This window comes from Eubacterium sp. An3, from assembly GCF_002159465.1.
Classification (GTDB): Bacteria; Bacillota; Clostridia; order Lachnospirales; family Lachnospiraceae; genus Anaerobutyricum; species Anaerobutyricum stercoris.
This window is the reverse complement of sequence record NZ_NFIR01000014.1, coordinates 45,852-63,243: the sequence shown is the minus strand read 5'-3', so window position 1 is coordinate 63,243 and position 17,392 is coordinate 45,852. Positions and strand designations below refer to the sequence as shown.

At 49.0% G+C, this 17,392-nt stretch carries 18 protein-coding genes and 1 riboswitch; of the genes, 17 read left to right on the top strand and 1 reads right to left on the bottom strand.

Annotated elements, in window-relative coordinates:
- The first annotated feature begins 5 nt into the window (after window positions 1-5).
- From B5F87_RS12090 to B5F87_RS12080, 3 genes are all read left to right on the top strand, one after another.
- A complete protein-coding gene (locus B5F87_RS12090) occupies window positions 6-1,124 on the top strand; it encodes an aldo/keto reductase (RefSeq protein WP_087281376.1) in 1,119 nt (372 codons plus the stop codon).
- 81 nt (window positions 1,125-1,205) lie between these two features.
- On the top strand, window positions 1,206-1,889 hold the full coding sequence (locus tag B5F87_RS12085; RefSeq protein WP_087281436.1) for a DUF6198 family protein: 684 nt from the start codon (window positions 1,206-1,208) through the stop codon (window positions 1,887-1,889).
- 24 nt (window positions 1,890-1,913) lie between these two features.
- Entirely contained in the window at window positions 1,914-3,320 is a 1,407-nt protein-coding gene (locus B5F87_RS12080) for an MATE family efflux transporter (protein ID WP_242964454.1), read from the top strand.
- Window positions 3,321-3,354: 34 nt separating this feature from the next.
- Here B5F87_RS12080 and B5F87_RS12075 read toward each other — a convergent pair whose 3' ends face one another.
- Window positions 3,355-4,329, bottom strand: coding sequence for an AraC family transcriptional regulator (locus tag B5F87_RS12075; protein WP_087281375.1), 975 nt, complete (start codon window positions 4,327-4,329; stop codon window positions 3,355-3,357).
- A gap of 168 nt (window positions 4,330-4,497) precedes the next feature.
- Between B5F87_RS12075 and B5F87_RS12070 the strand changes: the two genes are divergently transcribed.
- The 14 genes from B5F87_RS12070 (at window position 4,498) to B5F87_RS12005 (ending at window position 17,351) form a co-directional block, all read left to right on the top strand.
- Window positions 4,498-4,821 (top strand): LPS biosynthesis protein, encoded by a 324-nt coding sequence (locus B5F87_RS12070; protein ID WP_087281373.1) that lies wholly within the window; start codon window positions 4,498-4,500, stop codon window positions 4,819-4,821.
- A 257-nt stretch (window positions 4,822-5,078) separates the two neighbouring features.
- Window positions 5,079-6,407, top strand: a complete 1,329-nt coding sequence (locus B5F87_RS12065; RefSeq protein ID WP_087281371.1) for a Na+/H+ antiporter NhaC family protein — start codon at window positions 5,079-5,081, stop codon at window positions 6,405-6,407.
- A 59-nt stretch (window positions 6,408-6,466) separates the two neighbouring features.
- A riboswitch (TPP riboswitch) is annotated at window positions 6,467-6,577 on the top strand.
- Window positions 6,578-6,662: 85 nt separating this feature from the next.
- Window positions 6,663-7,484: a hydroxyethylthiazole kinase gene (thiM, locus tag B5F87_RS12060; protein ID WP_087281432.1), complete on the top strand. Its 822-nt coding sequence runs from the start codon at window positions 6,663-6,665 to the stop codon at window positions 7,482-7,484.
- Window positions 7,485-7,495: 11 nt separating this feature from the next.
- Window positions 7,496-8,149, top strand: coding sequence for a thiamine phosphate synthase (gene thiE, locus B5F87_RS12055; RefSeq protein WP_087281369.1), 654 nt, complete (start codon window positions 7,496-7,498; stop codon window positions 8,147-8,149).
- The gene (locus B5F87_RS12050; RefSeq protein ID WP_087281368.1) at window positions 8,130-8,777 is read left to right on the top strand and encodes an HAD family phosphatase; all 648 of its coding nucleotides are present in this window, start codon (window positions 8,130-8,132) and stop codon (window positions 8,775-8,777) included. Before thiE ends, B5F87_RS12050 begins: the two co-directional genes overlap by 20 nt.
- Window positions 8,778-8,966: 189 nt before the next feature.
- On the top strand, window positions 8,967-9,824 hold the full coding sequence (thiD, locus tag B5F87_RS12045; RefSeq protein ID WP_087281366.1) for a bifunctional hydroxymethylpyrimidine kinase/phosphomethylpyrimidine kinase: 858 nt from the start codon (window positions 8,967-8,969) through the stop codon (window positions 9,822-9,824).
- Window positions 9,824-11,005 carry a putative hydroxymethylpyrimidine transporter CytX gene (cytX, locus tag B5F87_RS12040; protein WP_087281364.1) on the top strand — a complete coding sequence of 394 codons (1,182 nt, stop codon included), beginning with the start codon at window positions 9,824-9,826 and terminating at the stop codon, window positions 11,003-11,005. The genes thiD and cytX overlap by 1 nt, the downstream gene beginning before the upstream one ends.
- Before the next feature lie 181 nt (window positions 11,006-11,186).
- Complete coding sequence (locus B5F87_RS12035; RefSeq protein WP_087281363.1) at window positions 11,187-12,536, top strand: MATE family efflux transporter; 1,350 nt, start codon at window positions 11,187-11,189, stop codon at window positions 12,534-12,536.
- A gap of 79 nt (window positions 12,537-12,615) precedes the next feature.
- Window positions 12,616-13,116: an HD domain-containing protein gene (locus B5F87_RS12030; RefSeq protein ID WP_087281361.1), complete on the top strand. Its 501-nt coding sequence runs from the start codon at window positions 12,616-12,618 to the stop codon at window positions 13,114-13,116.
- A 197-nt stretch (window positions 13,117-13,313) separates the two neighbouring features.
- Window positions 13,314-13,760, top strand: coding sequence for a MarR family transcriptional regulator (locus B5F87_RS12025; protein ID WP_087281359.1), 447 nt, complete (start codon window positions 13,314-13,316; stop codon window positions 13,758-13,760).
- A gap of 26 nt (window positions 13,761-13,786) precedes the next feature.
- Window positions 13,787-15,169 carry an MATE family efflux transporter gene (locus B5F87_RS12020; RefSeq protein ID WP_087281357.1) on the top strand — a complete coding sequence of 461 codons (1,383 nt, stop codon included), beginning with the start codon at window positions 13,787-13,789 and terminating at the stop codon, window positions 15,167-15,169.
- Window positions 15,170-15,405: 236 nt separating this feature from the next.
- A complete protein-coding gene (locus B5F87_RS12015; protein ID WP_087281355.1) occupies window positions 15,406-15,630 on the top strand; it encodes a hypothetical protein in 225 nt (74 codons plus the stop codon).
- 24 nt (window positions 15,631-15,654) lie between these two features.
- Complete coding sequence (locus tag B5F87_RS12010; RefSeq protein ID WP_087281353.1) at window positions 15,655-16,347, top strand: response regulator transcription factor; 693 nt, start codon at window positions 15,655-15,657, stop codon at window positions 16,345-16,347.
- Window positions 16,347-17,351 carry a HAMP domain-containing sensor histidine kinase gene (locus B5F87_RS12005; RefSeq protein ID WP_087281350.1) on the top strand — a complete coding sequence of 335 codons (1,005 nt, stop codon included), beginning with the start codon at window positions 16,347-16,349 and terminating at the stop codon, window positions 17,349-17,351. Before B5F87_RS12010 ends, B5F87_RS12005 begins: the two co-directional genes overlap by 1 nt.
- Window positions 17,352-17,392 lie beyond the last annotated feature (41 nt).

The window sequence follows — 17,392 nt, the reverse complement described above, 5'->3', positions numbered from 1 at the left end:
ATGATATGGCATATTTGGGAGAAGAAATCAAAAAACTGGGATTTGGGCTGATGCGCCTTCCGATGAAAGGCGAGGCGATCGATGTGGAACAGACCAAAGCAATGGTTGACCGGTTTATGGAAGAAGGATTTACTTATTTTGATACAGCGTGGGCTTATGCGGGAAGCGAGGACGCCATCCGTCAGGCGCTGGTGGAGCGGTATCCGAGAGAGTCTTTCCAGCTGGCTACGAAAAACGCCGCCTGGATCAACTGTAAGACGAGAGAGGAAGCCATCGCGCAGTTTGAGACTTCTTTAAAACAGACCGGCGCCGGATATTTTGACTTTTATCTGCTGCACAATCTGGGCGAACACCGGACAAAATTCTTTGATGATTTTGATATGTGGAGCTTTGTGAAGGAGAAAAAAGAAGAAGGTTTAATTAAGCATATCGGCTTTTCTTTCCATTCCACACCGGAAGAACTGGAAGAAATACTGACTGATCACCCGGAGATGGAATTTGTGCAGCTGCAGATTAATTACGGCGACTGGGAGAATCCGGCCATCCAGTCAAGAGCCTGCTATGAGGTGGCAAGGGCTCACAACAAACCGGTTATCATCATGGAGCCGGTCAAGGGCGGTATGCTTGCCAATCCGCCGGAATCCGTGCAGGAGATTTTTAAGAAAGCAGAGCCGAACGCGTCCTGCGCCTCCTGGGCCATTCGTTTTGCGGCAGATCTGGACGGCATCATCACGGTGCTTTCCGGCATGAGCAATATGGAACAGATGGAAGATAACCTTTCTTATATGAAGGATTTTACCGGATTATCCAAAGAAGAGAAGCAGACGCTCGACGAGGCAAGAGAGGCGCTCAACAGGATTCCTCTGATTCCGTGTACCACCTGCAATTACTGCGCTAAAGTCTGTCCGATGGATATCGGCATCTCCGGTTCCTTTACGGCTTTGAATTATCTGACATTATACAAGGATAAGGGCGCTGCGAAGCACCAGGAAGACTGGCTGGTGGGCGGACATGGAAGAAAACCGGCGTCCGAATGCATTAAGTGCGGCAAATGCGAAGAGGTATGTCCGCAGCATATCAGTATTCGGGACGAACTGGTACGGGTAACGGAGAGTCTGGCATAATCCGTCTGTATGGACGACTGACATCATAGAGTATGACATAAGTCCCGGCCGTGGGCCGGGACAGAGGAAAGGATGAAAAAAATGAAAAAACAATGCTGGTGTTTCCGCATTTTGTTTTACATACTATCACTGGTGATTCTTGCACTGGGGATTACACTGAACACAAAGACAGGGCTGGGGGTATCTCCGATTATTTCTGTTTCCTACAGTGTATCCCAGGTGCTTCATCTGAACTTTGGAAATGTAACGCTGATCTGGTATACTATTTTTGTGTTTATCCAGCTTATTATCCGTGGGAAAAAAAGACGCTGGTATGATCTTCTGCAGATTCCTCTCAGCATCGTCTTTACAAGATTTCTGAATCTGTTCGATGCGGCGATTCACTGGGAATCAGAATCCTTTGCCGCCAATCTGCTCTTGCTTCTGGCAGCGATCATCCTCACAGGAGCAGGTGCAGCCATGTCGGTTAATATGCGCCTTGTGCCAAATCCCGGAGATGGAATTGTGGCGGCTATCGCAGATTGTATTCACAGAGATATGGGATTTGCCAAAAATATGTTTGACCTGATGAATATTTGTATGACATTTATTATCGGAATCGTGTCAGGACATTTCCTTCTGGGTATCGGTATCGGAACAGTGTTTGCAGTCATAGGAGTAGGGCGGGCGGTCGCAGCCTTTAATTATCTTTGTAAAGAAAAGATGGATGTTCTGGCAGGAATATCTGAAGAAACAGTTTCTGAGGCAGAGGTCTGTACGGAATAATTATAGTAACACAGGAGAGAAAATATGAATGAAGAGAAAAATCCGAGGGAGCCGCAGATGGAAAATCCTCTGGGAATGGAGCCGGTCTCCAGCCTGATGGTGCGGTTCGCGGTGCCGAGTATCGTCGCTATGCTGGTCAGCGCTCTTTATAATATTGTCGATCAGCTATTTATCGGGCAGGCGGTGGGAACTCTGGGAAATGCGGCTACCAACGTGGCGTTTCCCCTGACCACTTCCTGTGTGGCGCTGTCGCTGCTGTTCGGCGTCGGCGGTGCTTCCTGCTTTAATCTGACCATGGGAAGAGGAAAGAAGGATGAGGCCGTTTATTTTGTAGGAAATGCACTGGTATGCCTGGCGGGCAGCGGGCTGATTTTGTGTGTGCTGGCACAGGTTTTCATGGTGCCGCTGCTGAAGCTGTTCGGCGCGCCGGCGGATGTGCTGCCTCTGGCGGAGACCTACGTGCGCATCACTGCCGTGGGATTTCCGTTTTTGATTCTTACGACCGGAGGCTGTCATCTGATCCGTGCCGACGGCAGTCCGCAGATGGCGATGATATGTAACCTGACAGGCGCAGTCATCAATACGATTCTCGACGCGCTTTTTGTGATGGGATTCCACTGGGGAATGGCGGGAGCGGCCATTGCCACCGTCATCGGACAGGTAGTTTCCGCCATTATCGTCATCCGTTATCTGCTGCATTTTAAGACGGTGCCCCTGCTGCCGAAGCATTTGAAGCTGCAGGCCGCCTGCGTAAAACGGACAGCGCAGATTGGGCTGGCATCTTTTTTTAATCAGATAGCAATGATGATCGTGCAGGTGGTACTGAACAATACTCTGACTTATTACGGTGCTTTGTCAGTGTATGGGGAAGCGATTCCTCTGGCATGCGCCGGAATCGTCATTAAGGTTAATCAGGTATTCTTTTCCGTGGTAATCGGATTGGCTCAGGGAAGCCAGCCGGTGGAAAGCTTTAACTACGGAGCGGAAAAATATGACCGGGTGCGGAAGGCTTATCGCCTGGCAGCCACAGCGGGTGTGATCATTTCGGTCCTGTCCTTTGCGCTGTTCCAGATTTTTCCACGGCAGGTACTCTCTCTTTTTGGCACGGGCGAGCCGGAATACTTTGAATTTGGAGTGCGGTTCTTCCGAATTTACCTGTTTTTTATCTGGCTGGACGCACTGCAGCCGATTACTTCTACATTTTTTACATCTATTGGAAAACCGGCCAAGGGTATCTTTCTGTCGCTTACCAGACAGATTATTTTCTTCGTGCCGCTTCTGCTTATACTGCCGCGGTTCTTCGGGGTGGACGGATGTATCTACACAGGGCCGATCGCGGACTTTATGGCGGCTGCGGTGACTATTATTATGGCGTTTTTTGAATTTCGGAAAATGCCGAAATATGCGGTGCAGCATGAAAATGCGGTGTAACGGCGAAACATACGGCAGCTCTTTTGATGATGATTTAATCAGCGGAAGAGCTGCTGTTTTTTTGTGCCGTCCGATATTCTTTCGGAGTGCATCCGTACCATCTCCGGAAATACCGGATGTAGGAGCTGGCGGAGGCGAAACCGGTTTCGGAAGAAATCTCCGTGACGGAAAGCTCTGTATCTTTCAGAAGAGCCTCGCTCATATGCAGCCGGTATTTTATAAGATACTGATACGGCGATTCTCCCACATATCTGTGAAAACAACGGAGACATTCTGTTTTGCTGATGTGGGCGGCAACGGCGATGGATTCTACGGAAAGATTTTCCCGGTAATGGCTGTGCAGATAAGTGAGAAGCTCCCGGATGCGAAGATGCTCTCTGGATGGCGCCGCCGCAGCCATCGGAAGCGGCGGCAGAGCGGAAATAAACGCCAGCCACAGAGAGACGAGAGACGTACTCAACAGGTATTCGTAATGTGGTTTCGTTTTCTGTGAAGAAGAAAAATAAAGGTTGTCCAGAGTTTTAAGTTCATTGAGCGCAGCGCTGTGGGAGGGCTCCGCTTTTTTTATAAGAAAATGTGTGAAGCCCGGATGATAGAGAAAAGATTTCACATCCTTTTTTTCCATGATGCTGCCGGGAAAGAATCCGAGCATCTGCTCCGGAATGATAAAGCTGTGATAGCGGCAGTCTTCCTTTTCTATGGTTTTATGGGGAACCATCCGGTTAATAAACAGACAATCGCCCGCATGAACCTCAATCTCTTCCTCATAAACCCGGGTCTGAATCACACCCTGAAGTACCCGGATAAATTGCACTTCCTCATGCCAGTGAAGTACCCGGAACCCTTCATTGGAAGGCGTGCATACCTGCCTTGCCACGTCAAGAACCAGGAGAGGAAAGGCCCCGCCTTCAAGGGGGTTATGGGAGTAAATGGGAGACCTGCCGTTCTCCGGCTGCGGATTTCCACCGGTATTTTTTAAATGGCGCTGACCGCCGGTGGTTTGTGACATAAGATTCCTCCTTTAAAATAGTTTTTGGCTCTTTTTTTCTATATTATAGGTGTAAAAACGCTATTTTACAAGATGTCAGGGAGTTATTATTATATTGCATGGAACAGTTGTTACCATTGCACCTGACTTATAATAAGCAACCACGAATCAAAGAAAAGGAGTAGAAATATGATCATCGATGGAAATGAAATCGAAAAAGCAGCCATGAAAGAGTTTCACAAAGGCAACAGGAAAGAAGGTCTTCGCATCCAGGAAGAATTTGCCTCGGCATTTCGGGAAGAATACAAAGACAAAGATCATTGCCCCTGTAAAAAAGCCTGTCGTTACCACGGCAACTGTAAAGAATGCGTGGCTATCCACCGGGCCCACCAGGAACACGTGCCAAACTGTATGCGGCCGATGCTGAATAAAAAGATCCGGATGTTGTCAGAGTTGACAGAACACACCATTGCCAATGAAATTGAGGCGCCGAAAGAGGTGACGGTGAAGTAGGGCTTGTGAATCTGCATGCATAAAGATTTACGGATAATTTCAAAACCTATAGATTCAAATCGGCAAATCCCCATTTCAGTGATAAATCTCTGTGCATTTATGGTATAATAATCCCGGTGCCTTTTCGGACGCCGCAGGCGGAGAATCCTGCTCTGCAGGATTCTTTCTTAAATAAAGTATTTCGACGGAAAACTTTGTTTTTTTCGAAAAATGCCGTGCTACTTTTAAATTTATTTGCAAGAGAGGAAAGTATTATTATGAAGAAAGAAAACTGGAAAGCACTGCTGCCTATCGGGGTATTTCTGGTGCTGTATCTGGGCCTGGGGATTTTGTTTGAGTATGTGATGAAGATACCGATGGGATTTTATAATGTTCCTATTGTGGTTTCGTTTCTGGCGGCATTGCTGGTGGCCTGTATACAGAATCCGAAGCTTAATTTTGATAAAAAGCTGGCAATTATGGCAAAGGGTGTGGGTGATAAAAATATCGTGACAATGATTCTTATTTTCCTGGCTGCCGGCGTTTTTGTGGGCGTTGTGGGAAGAAGCAGCGCGGAGAGTGTGGCCTATTGCCTTCTGTCACTGATTCCGGCGCAGTATGCGGTAGTTGTGTTGTTTGTGGTCAGTGCTTTTGTATCGCTGGCTATGGGAACCTCGGTGGGAACCATCACCCTGCTTACGCCGATTGCCGTGGCTGTATCGGAAGCGTCCGGATTCGGAGCGGCTGCCTGTGTAGGTGCTGTGGTAGGTGGAGCTATGTTCGGAGATAACCTGTCCTTCATTTCTGATACGACCATTGCGGCCTGTAACGGGCAGGGCTGTGCCATGAGAGATAAGTTCCGGGCTAACTTCAAGATTGCGCTGCCGGCAGCGCTGGCGGCCATGGTGGTGATTTTTCTTATGACTTCCGGAAATGTGCCGGAAGGGCGGATTGTACAGGATTATAATCTGATTCAAGTGATTCCTTATCTGCTTGTTCTGGTGGGAGGAATCATCGGCATCAACGTCTTTGTGGTTCTGCTCATTGGAATTGTATCGGGAGCTTTCATCATGCTGGTGACGGGCAATGTTTCCGGTGTGGATCTGCTGACCAACATGGGTTCAGGAGCGGCCGGTATGTATGAGACGATCATGGTGACTATTCTGGTGTCAGCTATCGGAGGCCTGATTGGAGAATACGGGGGATTTGATGCGCTGCTGCATTTTATAAAAAGAGTTTTCCGGAGCCGGAACGGCGGAAAGCTGGGGATCGGTCTGCTTGTGGGGGCGCTTGATATCGCAACTGCCAATAATACGGTAGCTATCGTTATGGCCAATCCCATAGCAAAGGATATGGCGGAAGATTATGGAATCAGTCCGCAGAATACGGCGTCAATTCTTGATACATTTTCCTGCATCTTTCAGGGAGTGATTCCTTACGGAGCCCAGATGCTCATCGCTCTGTCTGCATCGGCGGAGCTGGGCAGTGAATTATCGGCTTTTGATGTGATGCCTAATCTGATTTATCCATATATGCTGCTGATCAGTTCATTGATTTTTATGTTTTTAGTGCCGGATAAAAAGAGACCGGAAAAGGCTGAGAAATAAGAATTGTCTGAAAAACAGTTGCAAAACCGGTAAAAAGTAGTATAATAAAAATGTTTGTAATAATAAAAACGGGGAGCTTGCGTATCAAGCAGGCTGAGAGGAGACTGAATCGTCTCGACCCTTTACCTGATTTGGATAATGCCAACGTAGGGATATACAGGCACGAAGAATTTCGGCGGATATGTCAGTTTGGCATATCCGCCTTTTGGCGTCCCGGAGGGCAATCAGGCATATCAGAGAACAGGAGGAAATGTAATGCTTGGAAAATGTTTTGACAATGTGAGAAAGACCGTTCCGCTGGTTCACAATATTACCAATTATGTGACGGTCAATGATGTGGCGAATGTACTGCTGGCATGCGGAGGCAGCCCGATCATGTCTGATGAACCGAGGGATGTGGTGGATATCACTTCCATCTGCGGCGGTCTGAACATCAATATCGGTACCCTGAATGAAAGAAGTATTCAGGGAATGTTTGCTGCCGGAAAACGGGCCAATGCTCTTGATCATGTGGTTCTGCTGGACCCGGTGGGCGCCGGAGCCAGCGCGCTTCGTACTGATACTGCGGTGGAACTGATGAAGGAGCTGGAACTTAGCGCCATTCGGGGAAATATTTCAGAAATCAAGACGCTGGCCCATGGCAGCGGAACTACAAAAGGAGTGGACGCCGATGTGGCGGATGCCGTGACGGAAGATAATCTTGAAGAAGCGGTGGCATTTGTTAAAGAATTTGCGAAAAAGGCGGAATGTATCGTGGCGATCACCGGCGCCATCGATCTGGTCAGCGATGGCGAAGTCTGCTATGTGATTCGAAACGGCCGCCCGGAAATGGGCAGAATCACCGGAACCGGATGCCAGCTTTCCGGCATGATGACCGCATTTCTGGTAGCGAATCCGGATAACCAGACAGAAGCAGCTGCAGCTGCCGTCTGCGCCATGGGACTGGCCGGGGAGATCGGATGGAGCCGGATGCAGGAAGGGGATGGAAATTCCACTTACCGTAACCGGATTATCGATGCCATCTACAATATGAACGGAGACACCCTGGATAAAGGCGCCCGTTTTGAAATCAGATAGGGAGGACAGCTATGAGATTCGATAAAAAAGACCTGCTTTTATATGCGGTTACCGACAGAAGCTGGCTGGGAGGCCGCACGCTGTATCAGGATGTGGAAGCAGCAATAAAAGGAGGGGCTACATTTATTCAGCTTCGGGAGAAGAATCTGGATGAGGCGCATTTTCTGGAAGAAGCCAAAGAAATTAAAGAACTTTGCAAGAAATATCAGGTTCCTTTTGTGATCAATGATAATGTGGACATTGCTCTGGCTATGGATGCCGACGGCGTTCATGTGGGGCAGAGCGATATGGAAGCGGGAGCAGTGAGGGAAAAACTCGGTCCTGACAAGATTATCGGCGTGTCTGCCCAGACGGTGGAACAGGCACTTCTGGCGGAGCAAAAAGGCGCGGACTATCTGGGCGTGGGCGCGGTATTTCCGACCGGTTCCAAAGATGATGCCGTGGAGGTCAGTCACGAGACATTGAAGGCCATCTGTGAGGCGGTGAAGATTCCGGTCATTGCCATCGGCGGAATCAGCACAGGAAATGTGATGGAATTGTCCGGCAGCGGTATCTGCGGCATAGCGGTGATCAGCGCTATATTTGCAAAACCGGATATCGAGGCGGCGGCAAAAGAGTTGAAGGAACAGACGGAGAAGATGTTAAATGACAGGAGCAATATTTGATGTGGATGGTACTCTGCTTGATTCCATGCCTATCTGGGAAGACGTCAGCGTCCGCTATCTGAAGAGTCTTGGCGTGGAGGCGGAGAATAATCTCCCGCAGAAACTGGAACGGATGTCCGTGGAGGAAGGAGCGGCCTACATAAAAGAAAATTATGGGCTTAGCGAGACGGAAGAAGAAATCGCAGCCGCCACATTAAAAATCGTGGAAGATTTTTATTATAACGAGGCTCCTCTGAAGCCGGGAGTGAGAGAATATCTGGACAGGCTGAGGGCAGAAAATATTCCCATGGTGATCGCCACCTCCAGCGGGAGACCCCATGTGGAAGCGGCTTTGCGGCGTCTGGGAGTCCTTGACTATTTTGGCAAAATATTTACCTGCTCAGAGGTGGGCGAAGGAAAGACCCGCCCGCTGATTTATGAGAAAGCAGGAGAATACATCGGCGGAGACTTCAAAGATATTTATGTGTTTGAAGACGCGATCCACGCACTGGAAACAGCGAAGCAGGCGGGGTTTTACACGGTGGCGGTGTATGATCCTTCTGCTGATAAGGACTGGAAACAGCTTCAGGAGGAAGCCGATATTTCAGTGACAGACATGCGCCAGCTGATAGCAGATAAAGAAATTTGATGAAAAAAATGCGGTATGAAGTGTGAGCAAAAAATGCCCTCAGATTCCGCATAAAGAAAATAAAAAACGGCGGCACATTGGGGGCACCACCTTGTGTCGCTGCCTGTATCCGGCTGAGCGGTGGCTTTAAAACAGCGCCGGCAGCCGGAAATGCAGGGAATAAAATTAATGCGAAAGAAGGAATGAAAAATGAGAACAGCATTAACAATCGCCGGAAGTGATTCCAGCGGAGGCGCCGGCATTCAGGCAGATATCAAGACAATGATCTGTAATGGGGTATATGCCATGAGTGCAGTCACTGCTCTGACCGCACAGAATACCACCGGCGTAACAGGAATTATGGAAGTAACTCCGGAATTTCTCGGAGAACAGCTTGACAACATTTTTAGAGATATCCGCCCGGATGCAGTAAAAATCGGGATGGTTTCTTCTGCGGCTCTGATTAAAATGATCGCAGAAAAATTGAAGGAATATCATGCAGATAATATTGTGGTGGATCCGGTGATGGTTGCCACCAGCGGCGCAAAGCTCATTGAAGACGACGCTGTGTCTGCTCTGAAAGAATATCTGCTTCCCATGGCCGCTGTGCTGACTCCAAATATCCCGGAGACGGAAGTGCTTTCCGGCACACCGGTAAAAACGGAGAAAGATATGATTACGGCGGCAAAAACCATCAGCGAAACCTATCACTGTGCCGTCCTCTGTAAAGGCGGCCATCAGTTAAATGACGCCAATGATCTTCTGTACCGGGACGGCTCCTGTCAGTGGTTTTATGGAAAACGGATTGACAATCCGAATACTCACGGTACGGGGTGTACTCTGTCCAGCGCTATCGCGTCCAATCTGGCAAAAGGATTCTCTCTGGATGAGTCCGTGGAGAGAGCGAAACAATATATTTCAGGCGCGCTGGCGGCGATGCTTGATCTGGGGAAAGGCAGCGGGCCGATGCATCACGGATTTGATCTGAGGAGCGCATTTATTGAAGAAAGCACAGAAAATGTTGCCAAAGGTAACGCAAATCAGAAAACGACAGGAGGGCAGCAGTGATGGAAACAAAACGAACGGGAATTTTTGAAAATGGTTTGATCTGGTTCGGGGCGGCGGTCTCCCTGGCGGAAATCCTCACGGGAACATATATTGCGCCGCTGGGATTTCAGAAAGGACTGACAGCCATCCTGGTGGGACATCTGATTGGCTGCATCCTGCTGTTCCTTTCCGGCGTTATCGGGGGCAGTGTCAGAAAGAGTGCTATGGAAAGCGTGAAAATGAGTTTCGGACAAAAAGGAAGTCTGCTGTTTGCGGCATTGAATGTGCTGCAGCTGGTAGGGTGGACGGCCATTATGATCTATGATGGCGCCATTGCGGCAGACGGTATCATGCACACCGGCCGCTGGGTGTGGTGTCTGGTCATTGGAGCTCTGATTATTCTCTGGATTCTGGTGGGCGTCACCAATCTGGGAAAAATCAATACAATCGCCATGGCAGCGCTGTTCATTTTAACTATTGTGCTGTGCAAGGTGATTTTCTTTGACAGCGGGATGGCAGGAGCCGCCGTGGACGACGGTTCCATGAGTTTTGGAGCTGCGGTGGAATTATCGGTGGCGATGCCGTTGTCCTGGCTGCCGCTGATCAGCGATTACACAAGAGAGGCCGAAAAACCGGTGAAGGCAACGGCGGCCAGCGCCATTGTCTATGGACTTGTGAGCTGCTGGATGTACATAATCGGCATGGGCGCCGCTATTTTTACCGGGGAATATGACATTGCGCTTATTATGGTAAAAGCTGGTCTTGGTATTGCGGGTCTGATTATTGTCATTTTCTCCACTGTGACCACCACATTTCTGGACGCCTACTCTGCCGGCGTATCTTCGGAGACGATTTTTTCAGGAGTCAGAGGAAAATATGCGGCAGTGCTGGTGACGATCATCGGTATCATCGGAGCCATCGTATATCCCATGGATAACATTACCGACTTTCTCTATCTCATCGGCTCTGTATTTGCTCCAATGATCGCTGTGCAGATTGCGGATTTCTTCTTTCTGAAAAGAAATGCGGAGGCAAAAACTGTGCAGACCGCAAATCTCATAGTCTGGGCAGTCGGATTTATTGTATACAGAATACTTATGCGCATTGATCTGCCTCTGGGCAACACGCTGCCGGACATGGTGATCACGATTCTGCTCTGCCTGATCGCAGCAAAATGTACGGGCAGACGCCGGGAAAAATAAGAAAATGTTCTTGACGGCGGCAGAATATCTATATTATAATAAATGCCGGAAATAACATATTGCTAAAACCTACTGTGGATTTTTCTGGATTATGCCATTTTTCGCCACACAATCATTGAGAGGATGATTGTGTGGCGTTTTCTATTGTAAGGATATACATACAAAGAGGAGGAGATGAAAGATGAACGAAACATTTATGAAAGAAAAACCAGTGCTTCCACTGCTGCTATCCATGTCCCTGCCTATGGTCATTTCCATGCTGGTCAACTCTCTTTATAATATCGTGGACAGCTTTTTTGTGGCACAGATCAGTGAGGATGCCATGACGGCATTATCGCTGGTTTATCCGGTACAGAACTTCATCAATGCCGTGGCCATCGGTTTTGGTGTCGGCATCAATGCAGTGATCGCCTATCACCTGGGGGCACAGGAACACGAGAAAGCAAACCGTGCCGCCACCTGGGGATTTGTTCTGTCTCTGGTACACGGGGCGGTGATGATGGTCGGATGTATCGCCATCATGCCGGCGTTCCTTCGGATGTTCACCACGCAGGAACAGGTCATCGATTATGGGATCCGTTATTCACGGATTGCGTTTGCATTTTCTCTTATTATTGTTACCAGTCTTGCCTTTGAGAAAGTATTTCAGTCTGTAGGCCGGATGAAAGTAACCATGGGAGGTATGCTGGCAGGCTGTGTGACCAACATCATCCTGGACCCGGTGTTGATTTTCGGAATCGGGCCGTTTCCGGCCATGGGCATTGAGGGCGCGGCTCTGGCTACGGGTATCGGTCAGGTGCTGACAGTGGTTATTTATCTGGTCATTTATCTGGTTCGTCCGATACCGGTTCGCCTTGGCCGGCAGTACCTGACCCGCGAAAATGGACTGTTTATGCGCCTGTATTCCATCGGAATTCCGGCTACGCTGAACCTGGCGCTGCCGTCTCTGCTGATCTCTGCCCTCAACGCCATCCTGGCGGCCTACGGACAGATTTATGTGGTGATCCTCGGCATTTATTATAAACTGCAGACTTTCCTGTATCTTCCGGTCAACGGCATTGTGCAGGGAATGCGGCCGATCATCGGCTACAATTACGGAGCAAAAGAACATAAGCGCGTCAGCCAGATCTACCGGATCACGCTGACCATCAGCGCTGCCATCATGCTCGTCGGCACGATCATCTGCCTGGCGGTTCCGGGACAGCTCATCGCCATCTATACCACAAATCCGGAAACCATTGCGGCCGGCAAGATCGCGCTTCGCGTCATTTGCGCCGGATTTATCGTATCCGCTGTTTCCGTGACTTCCTCCGGCGCCCTGGAAGGACTGGGTAAAGGAGTGCCGTCCTTCATCATCTCCCTGTTCCGTTATGTAGTTGTCATCATTCCGGTGGCCTTCCTGCTGAGCCGCGTCTTCGGTCCGGCCGGCGTGTGGAACGCATTCTGGATCGCCGAAGCCATCACGGCGGCCATTGCCTTTGTGGTGTACAGGAAGGCGCTGCGGGGAGCCTCCACTTTTCAATTTTCTTAATATTTATTGAATTCTATTGCCTTTTTATCGTCAATCATCCATAATGAAGATATCATACAAAGAAAGCAGGTGATTGCCGATGGGCCTTCAGATTTCCGAAGAAGTGCCGCAGGACTACCTGTCGGAGGTGGAGCACATTCTCTCCCATGAAGACTTTATGGCGTTGGAACAGTTTACCCAGCATCAGTGGACGACGCGGTTTATGCACAGTGTGAACGTGTCATATCTGTCCTGGATTCTGGCCAGAAAGTTCGGGTGCGATGAGAAAGCTGCAGCGAGGGCAGGACTTCTTCATGACTTTTGCCTTTATGATTTCAGTGAGGAGACGCCGACCGGTGAACATCAGGCGTTTTATCATCCAAAGGCCGCCGCTGAGAACAGCACCCGGCTCTTTGATATCAGTGAAAGAGAAGAGGCAGCCATCAGAAGCCACATGTTTCCGCTGGGACCCCTTCCGAAGAATAAGGAAGCGTGGATTATAACTCTTGCAGATAAGATTTGCGCCACCATGGAATTTTGTCATGTGGCGATTGCACTGGCAAGGAAGAACCGGCTGGTAGTCAAGAGAGCTTCTGCGTGAAACAAGGTGAAGAGAATAATAGTGTCAGCCGTCAGTGTAATGTATTTTGATACAGCGCTGACGGCTGTTTTTGTGTGAAAACATATCCTGTTGGAACTCTTTCTCCTCCTTTTTCTTGACAAATAAAAACAGCGGTCTATAATAGTTCCTGAAAGAACAGTTCTTTTTATAACTATTTTAAAGCGGGAGGTCTTAGTGTGAATCGGACAACGGAATATCTGGGAAATATCCGTCGGATCATTAAGCTGCATGAAAGTATGCTGAAGGAGTATGTTTGTCAGGAGTATGCGATGACACTGACGGAAGCAGCAGTCATCAGCTTTCTTTACAATAACCCGGGGAAGGATACGGCTGCGGATATCGTGGAGCTTCGTATGCTGCAGAAGAGTAATGTGTCGCAGGCCGTGGAGTCATTGGTGAAAAAATCGCTTCTGGTCAGAAAGCAGGATGCCGGAGACAGAAGGAAGATTCATCTGTCTCTCACAGAGAAGGCGGAGCCTGTTGTGGAGACGGTGGAGAAGGTATGCCGGGAATTTCATGAGGAGGTATTTTGTGGAATCAGTCAGGAGAAACTTGACACATTTTCAGAGGTAAATGAACGGATAGGGGAAAATGTGCAGAAGGCCATTGAGAGAAGAGGTTAGCGTACTAGTGGAAGGAGAAAAAAGAAATGAGTGAAGAGAAAGATTTTCTTGGGACGGAACCCATTGGGAAGCTTCTGGCAAAGTTAGCGGTGCCGACAGTTGCCGCGCAGATCATCAATATGTTATATAATATCGTAGACAGAATTTACATCGGTCACATCCCGAAAGAGGGCGCGCTCGCACTGACCGGAGTCGGCGTCTGCATGCCGCTTATTATGATCGTGACGGCGTTTGCCGCCTTTGTTGCCTACGGAGGCGCGCCGAGAGCAACGATTTTCATGGGAAAGGGAGATAATAAAACAGCGGAAAAAATATTGGGAAACTGCTTTATCGTGCAGATTATTATATCCGTGCTGCTCACAGCGGCGCTGCTTCTGTGGAACCGTGATTTCCTGCTGGCATTCGGCGCCAGTGAAAATACCATAGATTACGGCGTGGCATATATGAATATTTACGCGCTGGGAACCATTTTCGTGCAGCTTACGCTTGGTATGAACGCCTTTATCACAGCGCAGGGATTTGCCAAAACGGGGATGCTTTCCGTATTGATTGGAGCGGTCATCAATATCGTTCTCGATCCGGTATTTATTTTCGGATTTCATATGGGCGTGAGAGGCGCTGCTCTGGCAACTATTATGTCTCAGGCAGTATCCTGTATCTGGGTACTTTTGTTTTTGTTTGGAAAGAAGACACATTTGAAGATAAAAACAGATAATATGAAGCTGGAAAGAGCTATCGTCCTGCCTTGTCTGGCACTGGGTCTGTCCAACTTTGTCATGCAGGCCAGCGAGAGTGTCATCTCTGTCTGCTTCAATTCCTCCCTGCTTCGCTACGGCGGCGATATCGCCGTGGGAGCCATGACTATCCTCACAAGCGTTATGCAGTTTGCCATGCTGCCGATGCAGGGGCTGGGACAGGGCGCGCAGCCGATCATCAGCTATAACTACGGCGCAGGAAATGTAAAAAGAGTCAAGGGCGCTTTTAAGCTGCTCTTAAAATGCAGTCTCATCTATTCCTGCCTGCTGTGGATGTTCGTTATGATCTTCCCGCAGGGGTTCGCATCAATGTTTACCTCAGACGCCGACTTGCTTTCTTACACACAGATGGCGCTGCGTATCTACATGGGCAGCATGCTTCTCTTTGGTATCCAGATGGCGTGCCAGATGACTTTTATCGCCATTGGAAATGCAAAAGCCTCCATTCTGGTAGCAGTTATGCGGAAGTTTATCCTTCTTATCCCGCTCATTTATATCATGCCGCACATTTTCACGGCAGATAAGGCAAGAGCGGTCTACATGGCAGAGCCGGTGGCAGATTTCTTTGCAGTATGTTTTACTGCTGTGTTGTTTTACTTCCAGTTTAGAAAAGCGCTGCGGAAGATGAGAAGGGAGCAGACGGTTCAGGCGTGATAAAAGATATAATCTAAAATATTTGATTTCAACAACAATCTATAAGGATGCAGGCGGAAATGTCTGCGTCCTTTTTTAATGGTAGTTTTGATATTGTTAATATGATAAAATAAGAAAAAAGTATTGTAAAAATAAAAAAAGTCCCGCAAATATATTGTAAAAATATATTTTATATAGTGTTATAAGAAACGACACCCGGGGATGCAGCTATCACTGTGAGAAAAGGGGAGAAGAAGATGGTTACATGTAAAGCAATACAGACCATGATTGACAGAGCCGTGGAAAAAGCGACGAGAGAGGCGGACGAAAGAGCTGAAAAGGCTGAACAACAGAGAATTTCTACACTCTGCGATAATATCCGCAGACTGATGGAGAAGCTGGACTGGTCTGCTGCGGAGGCCATGGACGTGCTGTGCGTTTCCGAGAGCGACCGGAAGGTGCTGGAGCGGGAGTTATCATAATCAACACAGGAGAGGAAAACAGCCATGAAGGAAAATGTCAGACAGTACATTTTAATATTGGAGGATGATGAGGATCTGTCGGAGGGAATCTGTCTCTCCCTGCAGAGCCCGGAGCTTACTTTTGTCCGCAGCAGGACCGTCGCGCAGGCGAAGCAGCTATTAAAGGAGCGGAAGTATGACCTGCTTATTCTGGATATTAACCTGCCGGATGGAAGCGGACTGGATTTCTGCCGGGAGATACGAAAGATAAGCCGGGTGCCCATTGCCCTGCTGACGGCAAAGGATATGGAACTTGATATTGTGAGCGGGCTGGAGAGCGGGGCTGACGACTATATCACGAAGCCGTTCAGTCTGATGGTGCTGCGGGCCAGAATCCGGGCGCTTCTCAGAAGAAATGTACCGGAACAGAGGAGTGAATATCGGAAAGGATGTTTTCATTTTCTCTTTGACCGGATGGAATTTTATAAAAACGGGCAGGCTGTTGACCTAAGTAAGACGGAGCGGCGGATTCTGTATCTTCTGGTGTTCCACGAAGGACAGATCATCACCAGAGAGCGGCTCATGGACTGGGTCTGGCCGGACGGAGCAGAGTACGTGGAGGATAACGCCCTGTCGGTGGGCATCCGGCGGCTGCGGGATAAGCTGGAGGATACGCCGTCCAGACCGGAATATATCCGGACTGTATATGGCAAGGGATATGTGTGGGAGATGGAATAATGGAAAAGTTTATGATTTGTATGGCAGTACTCGCAGCAGCGGCGGGTATTGCCATCGTTTGTATCAGGAGATATTACAGGAAGCGGATGCAGGCTGCCACGCAGATGCTGCTGGAGCGACTGGACAGAGCCATAGGCGGGGAGATGCAGGAGGAGATTTTTGATGAATCTGTGGACGCCGCCGTCACGGAGAGACTGAATCGTCTGCTGGAGCTGACTAACATGCACCAGGAACAGGCAGCAACGGAGAGGGATACCATTAAGTCCATTATATCAAATATCACGCATCAGATCCGCACGCCTGTGACTAATATCATGCTGTACACAGGTCTGCTGCAGGAGATTGTGGCAGCGCCGGGGCAGGATGGCGGGGTAACAGAAAACATCAGCCACTTGTTACTGAAACTTCAAAAGCAGGCGGACAAGCTGGACTTTTTTATGAAGGAGCTGGTAAAGTCCACCTACACAGAACAGGAAATGATTTCTCTTCACCCGGAGATGACGGATGTGCAGGAGATTGTGGCGGCTGCCTGCCAGACTGTGGAACTGTCCGCCATGAAAAAGGGAATCTTCATCGCTGTACAGCCGGCGGGAGACGTGCAACAGCATGGAAAAGAAGAAACAGCCGATGGGATTCTCTGCTACGCCGACAGAAAGTGGACGGTGGAAGCACTGGCAAATGTACTGGATAATGCGGTGAAATATTCTCCGTCCGGATCCCGGATAGACGTCAGGCTTCGCACCGGGGAATCTTTTCTCTGTGTGGAGATCGAAGACCGGGGATGCGGCATCCGGGAAGAAGAACAGGGCAGAATCTTTGAGCGGTTTTACCGGGCGGAAGAGGTCAGCGCGGAACCGGGTTTTGGCATCGGACTCTATCTCGTCCGCGAAGTGCTGTCCCGGCAGGGCGGATATGCGAGGGTGAAGTCTGCTCCGGGTGAGGGAACGACGATGTATCTTTATCTGTCCCGCTATACGGCAGGAGCTGGTTCCCCACATTTTTAATTCTGTCAGGATTGTCACTTTTGAGAAAGATTTGAGAAAGT

Bases quoted from the DNA above. Each gene is read 5' to 3' on its own strand.
- cytX (WP_087281364.1), top strand. From the start codon at position 9,824: ATGGAAACAAAACGAACGGGAATTTTTGAAAATGGTTTGATCTGGTTC.
- B5F87_RS12090 (WP_087281376.1), top strand. From the start codon at position 6: ATGGCATATTTGGGAGAAGAAATCAAAAAACTGGGATTTGGGCTGATG.
- thiE (WP_087281369.1), top strand. From the start codon at position 7,496: ATGAGATTCGATAAAAAAGACCTGCTTTTATATGCGGTTACCGACAGA.
- B5F87_RS12020 (WP_087281357.1), top strand. From the start codon at position 13,787: ATGAGTGAAGAGAAAGATTTTCTTGGGACGGAACCCATTGGGAAGCTT.
- B5F87_RS12050 (WP_087281368.1), top strand. From the start codon at position 8,130: ATGACAGGAGCAATATTTGATGTGGATGGTACTCTGCTTGATTCCATG.
- thiD (WP_087281366.1), top strand. From the start codon at position 8,967: ATGAGAACAGCATTAACAATCGCCGGAAGTGATTCCAGCGGAGGCGCC.
- B5F87_RS12080 (WP_242964454.1), top strand. From the start codon at position 1,914: ATGAATGAAGAGAAAAATCCGAGGGAGCCGCAGATGGAAAATCCTCTG.
- B5F87_RS12085 (WP_087281436.1), top strand. From the start codon at position 1,206: ATGAAAAAACAATGCTGGTGTTTCCGCATTTTGTTTTACATACTATCA.
- B5F87_RS12035 (WP_087281363.1), top strand. From the start codon at position 11,187: ATGAACGAAACATTTATGAAAGAAAAACCAGTGCTTCCACTGCTGCTA.
- B5F87_RS12075 (WP_087281375.1), bottom strand. From the start codon at position 4,329: ATGTCACAAACCACCGGCGGTCAGCGCCATTTAAAAAATACCGGTGGA.
- B5F87_RS12070 (WP_087281373.1), top strand. From the start codon at position 4,498: ATGATCATCGATGGAAATGAAATCGAAAAAGCAGCCATGAAAGAGTTT.
- B5F87_RS12065 (WP_087281371.1), top strand. From the start codon at position 5,079: ATGAAGAAAGAAAACTGGAAAGCACTGCTGCCTATCGGGGTATTTCTG.
- B5F87_RS12010 (WP_087281353.1), top strand. From the start codon at position 15,655: ATGAAGGAAAATGTCAGACAGTACATTTTAATATTGGAGGATGATGAG.
- B5F87_RS12005 (WP_087281350.1), top strand. From the start codon at position 16,347: ATGGAAAAGTTTATGATTTGTATGGCAGTACTCGCAGCAGCGGCGGGT.
- thiM (WP_087281432.1), top strand. From the start codon at position 6,663: ATGCTTGGAAAATGTTTTGACAATGTGAGAAAGACCGTTCCGCTGGTT.
- B5F87_RS12015 (WP_087281355.1), top strand. From the start codon at position 15,406: ATGGTTACATGTAAAGCAATACAGACCATGATTGACAGAGCCGTGGAA.
- B5F87_RS12030 (WP_087281361.1), top strand. From the start codon at position 12,616: ATGGGCCTTCAGATTTCCGAAGAAGTGCCGCAGGACTACCTGTCGGAG.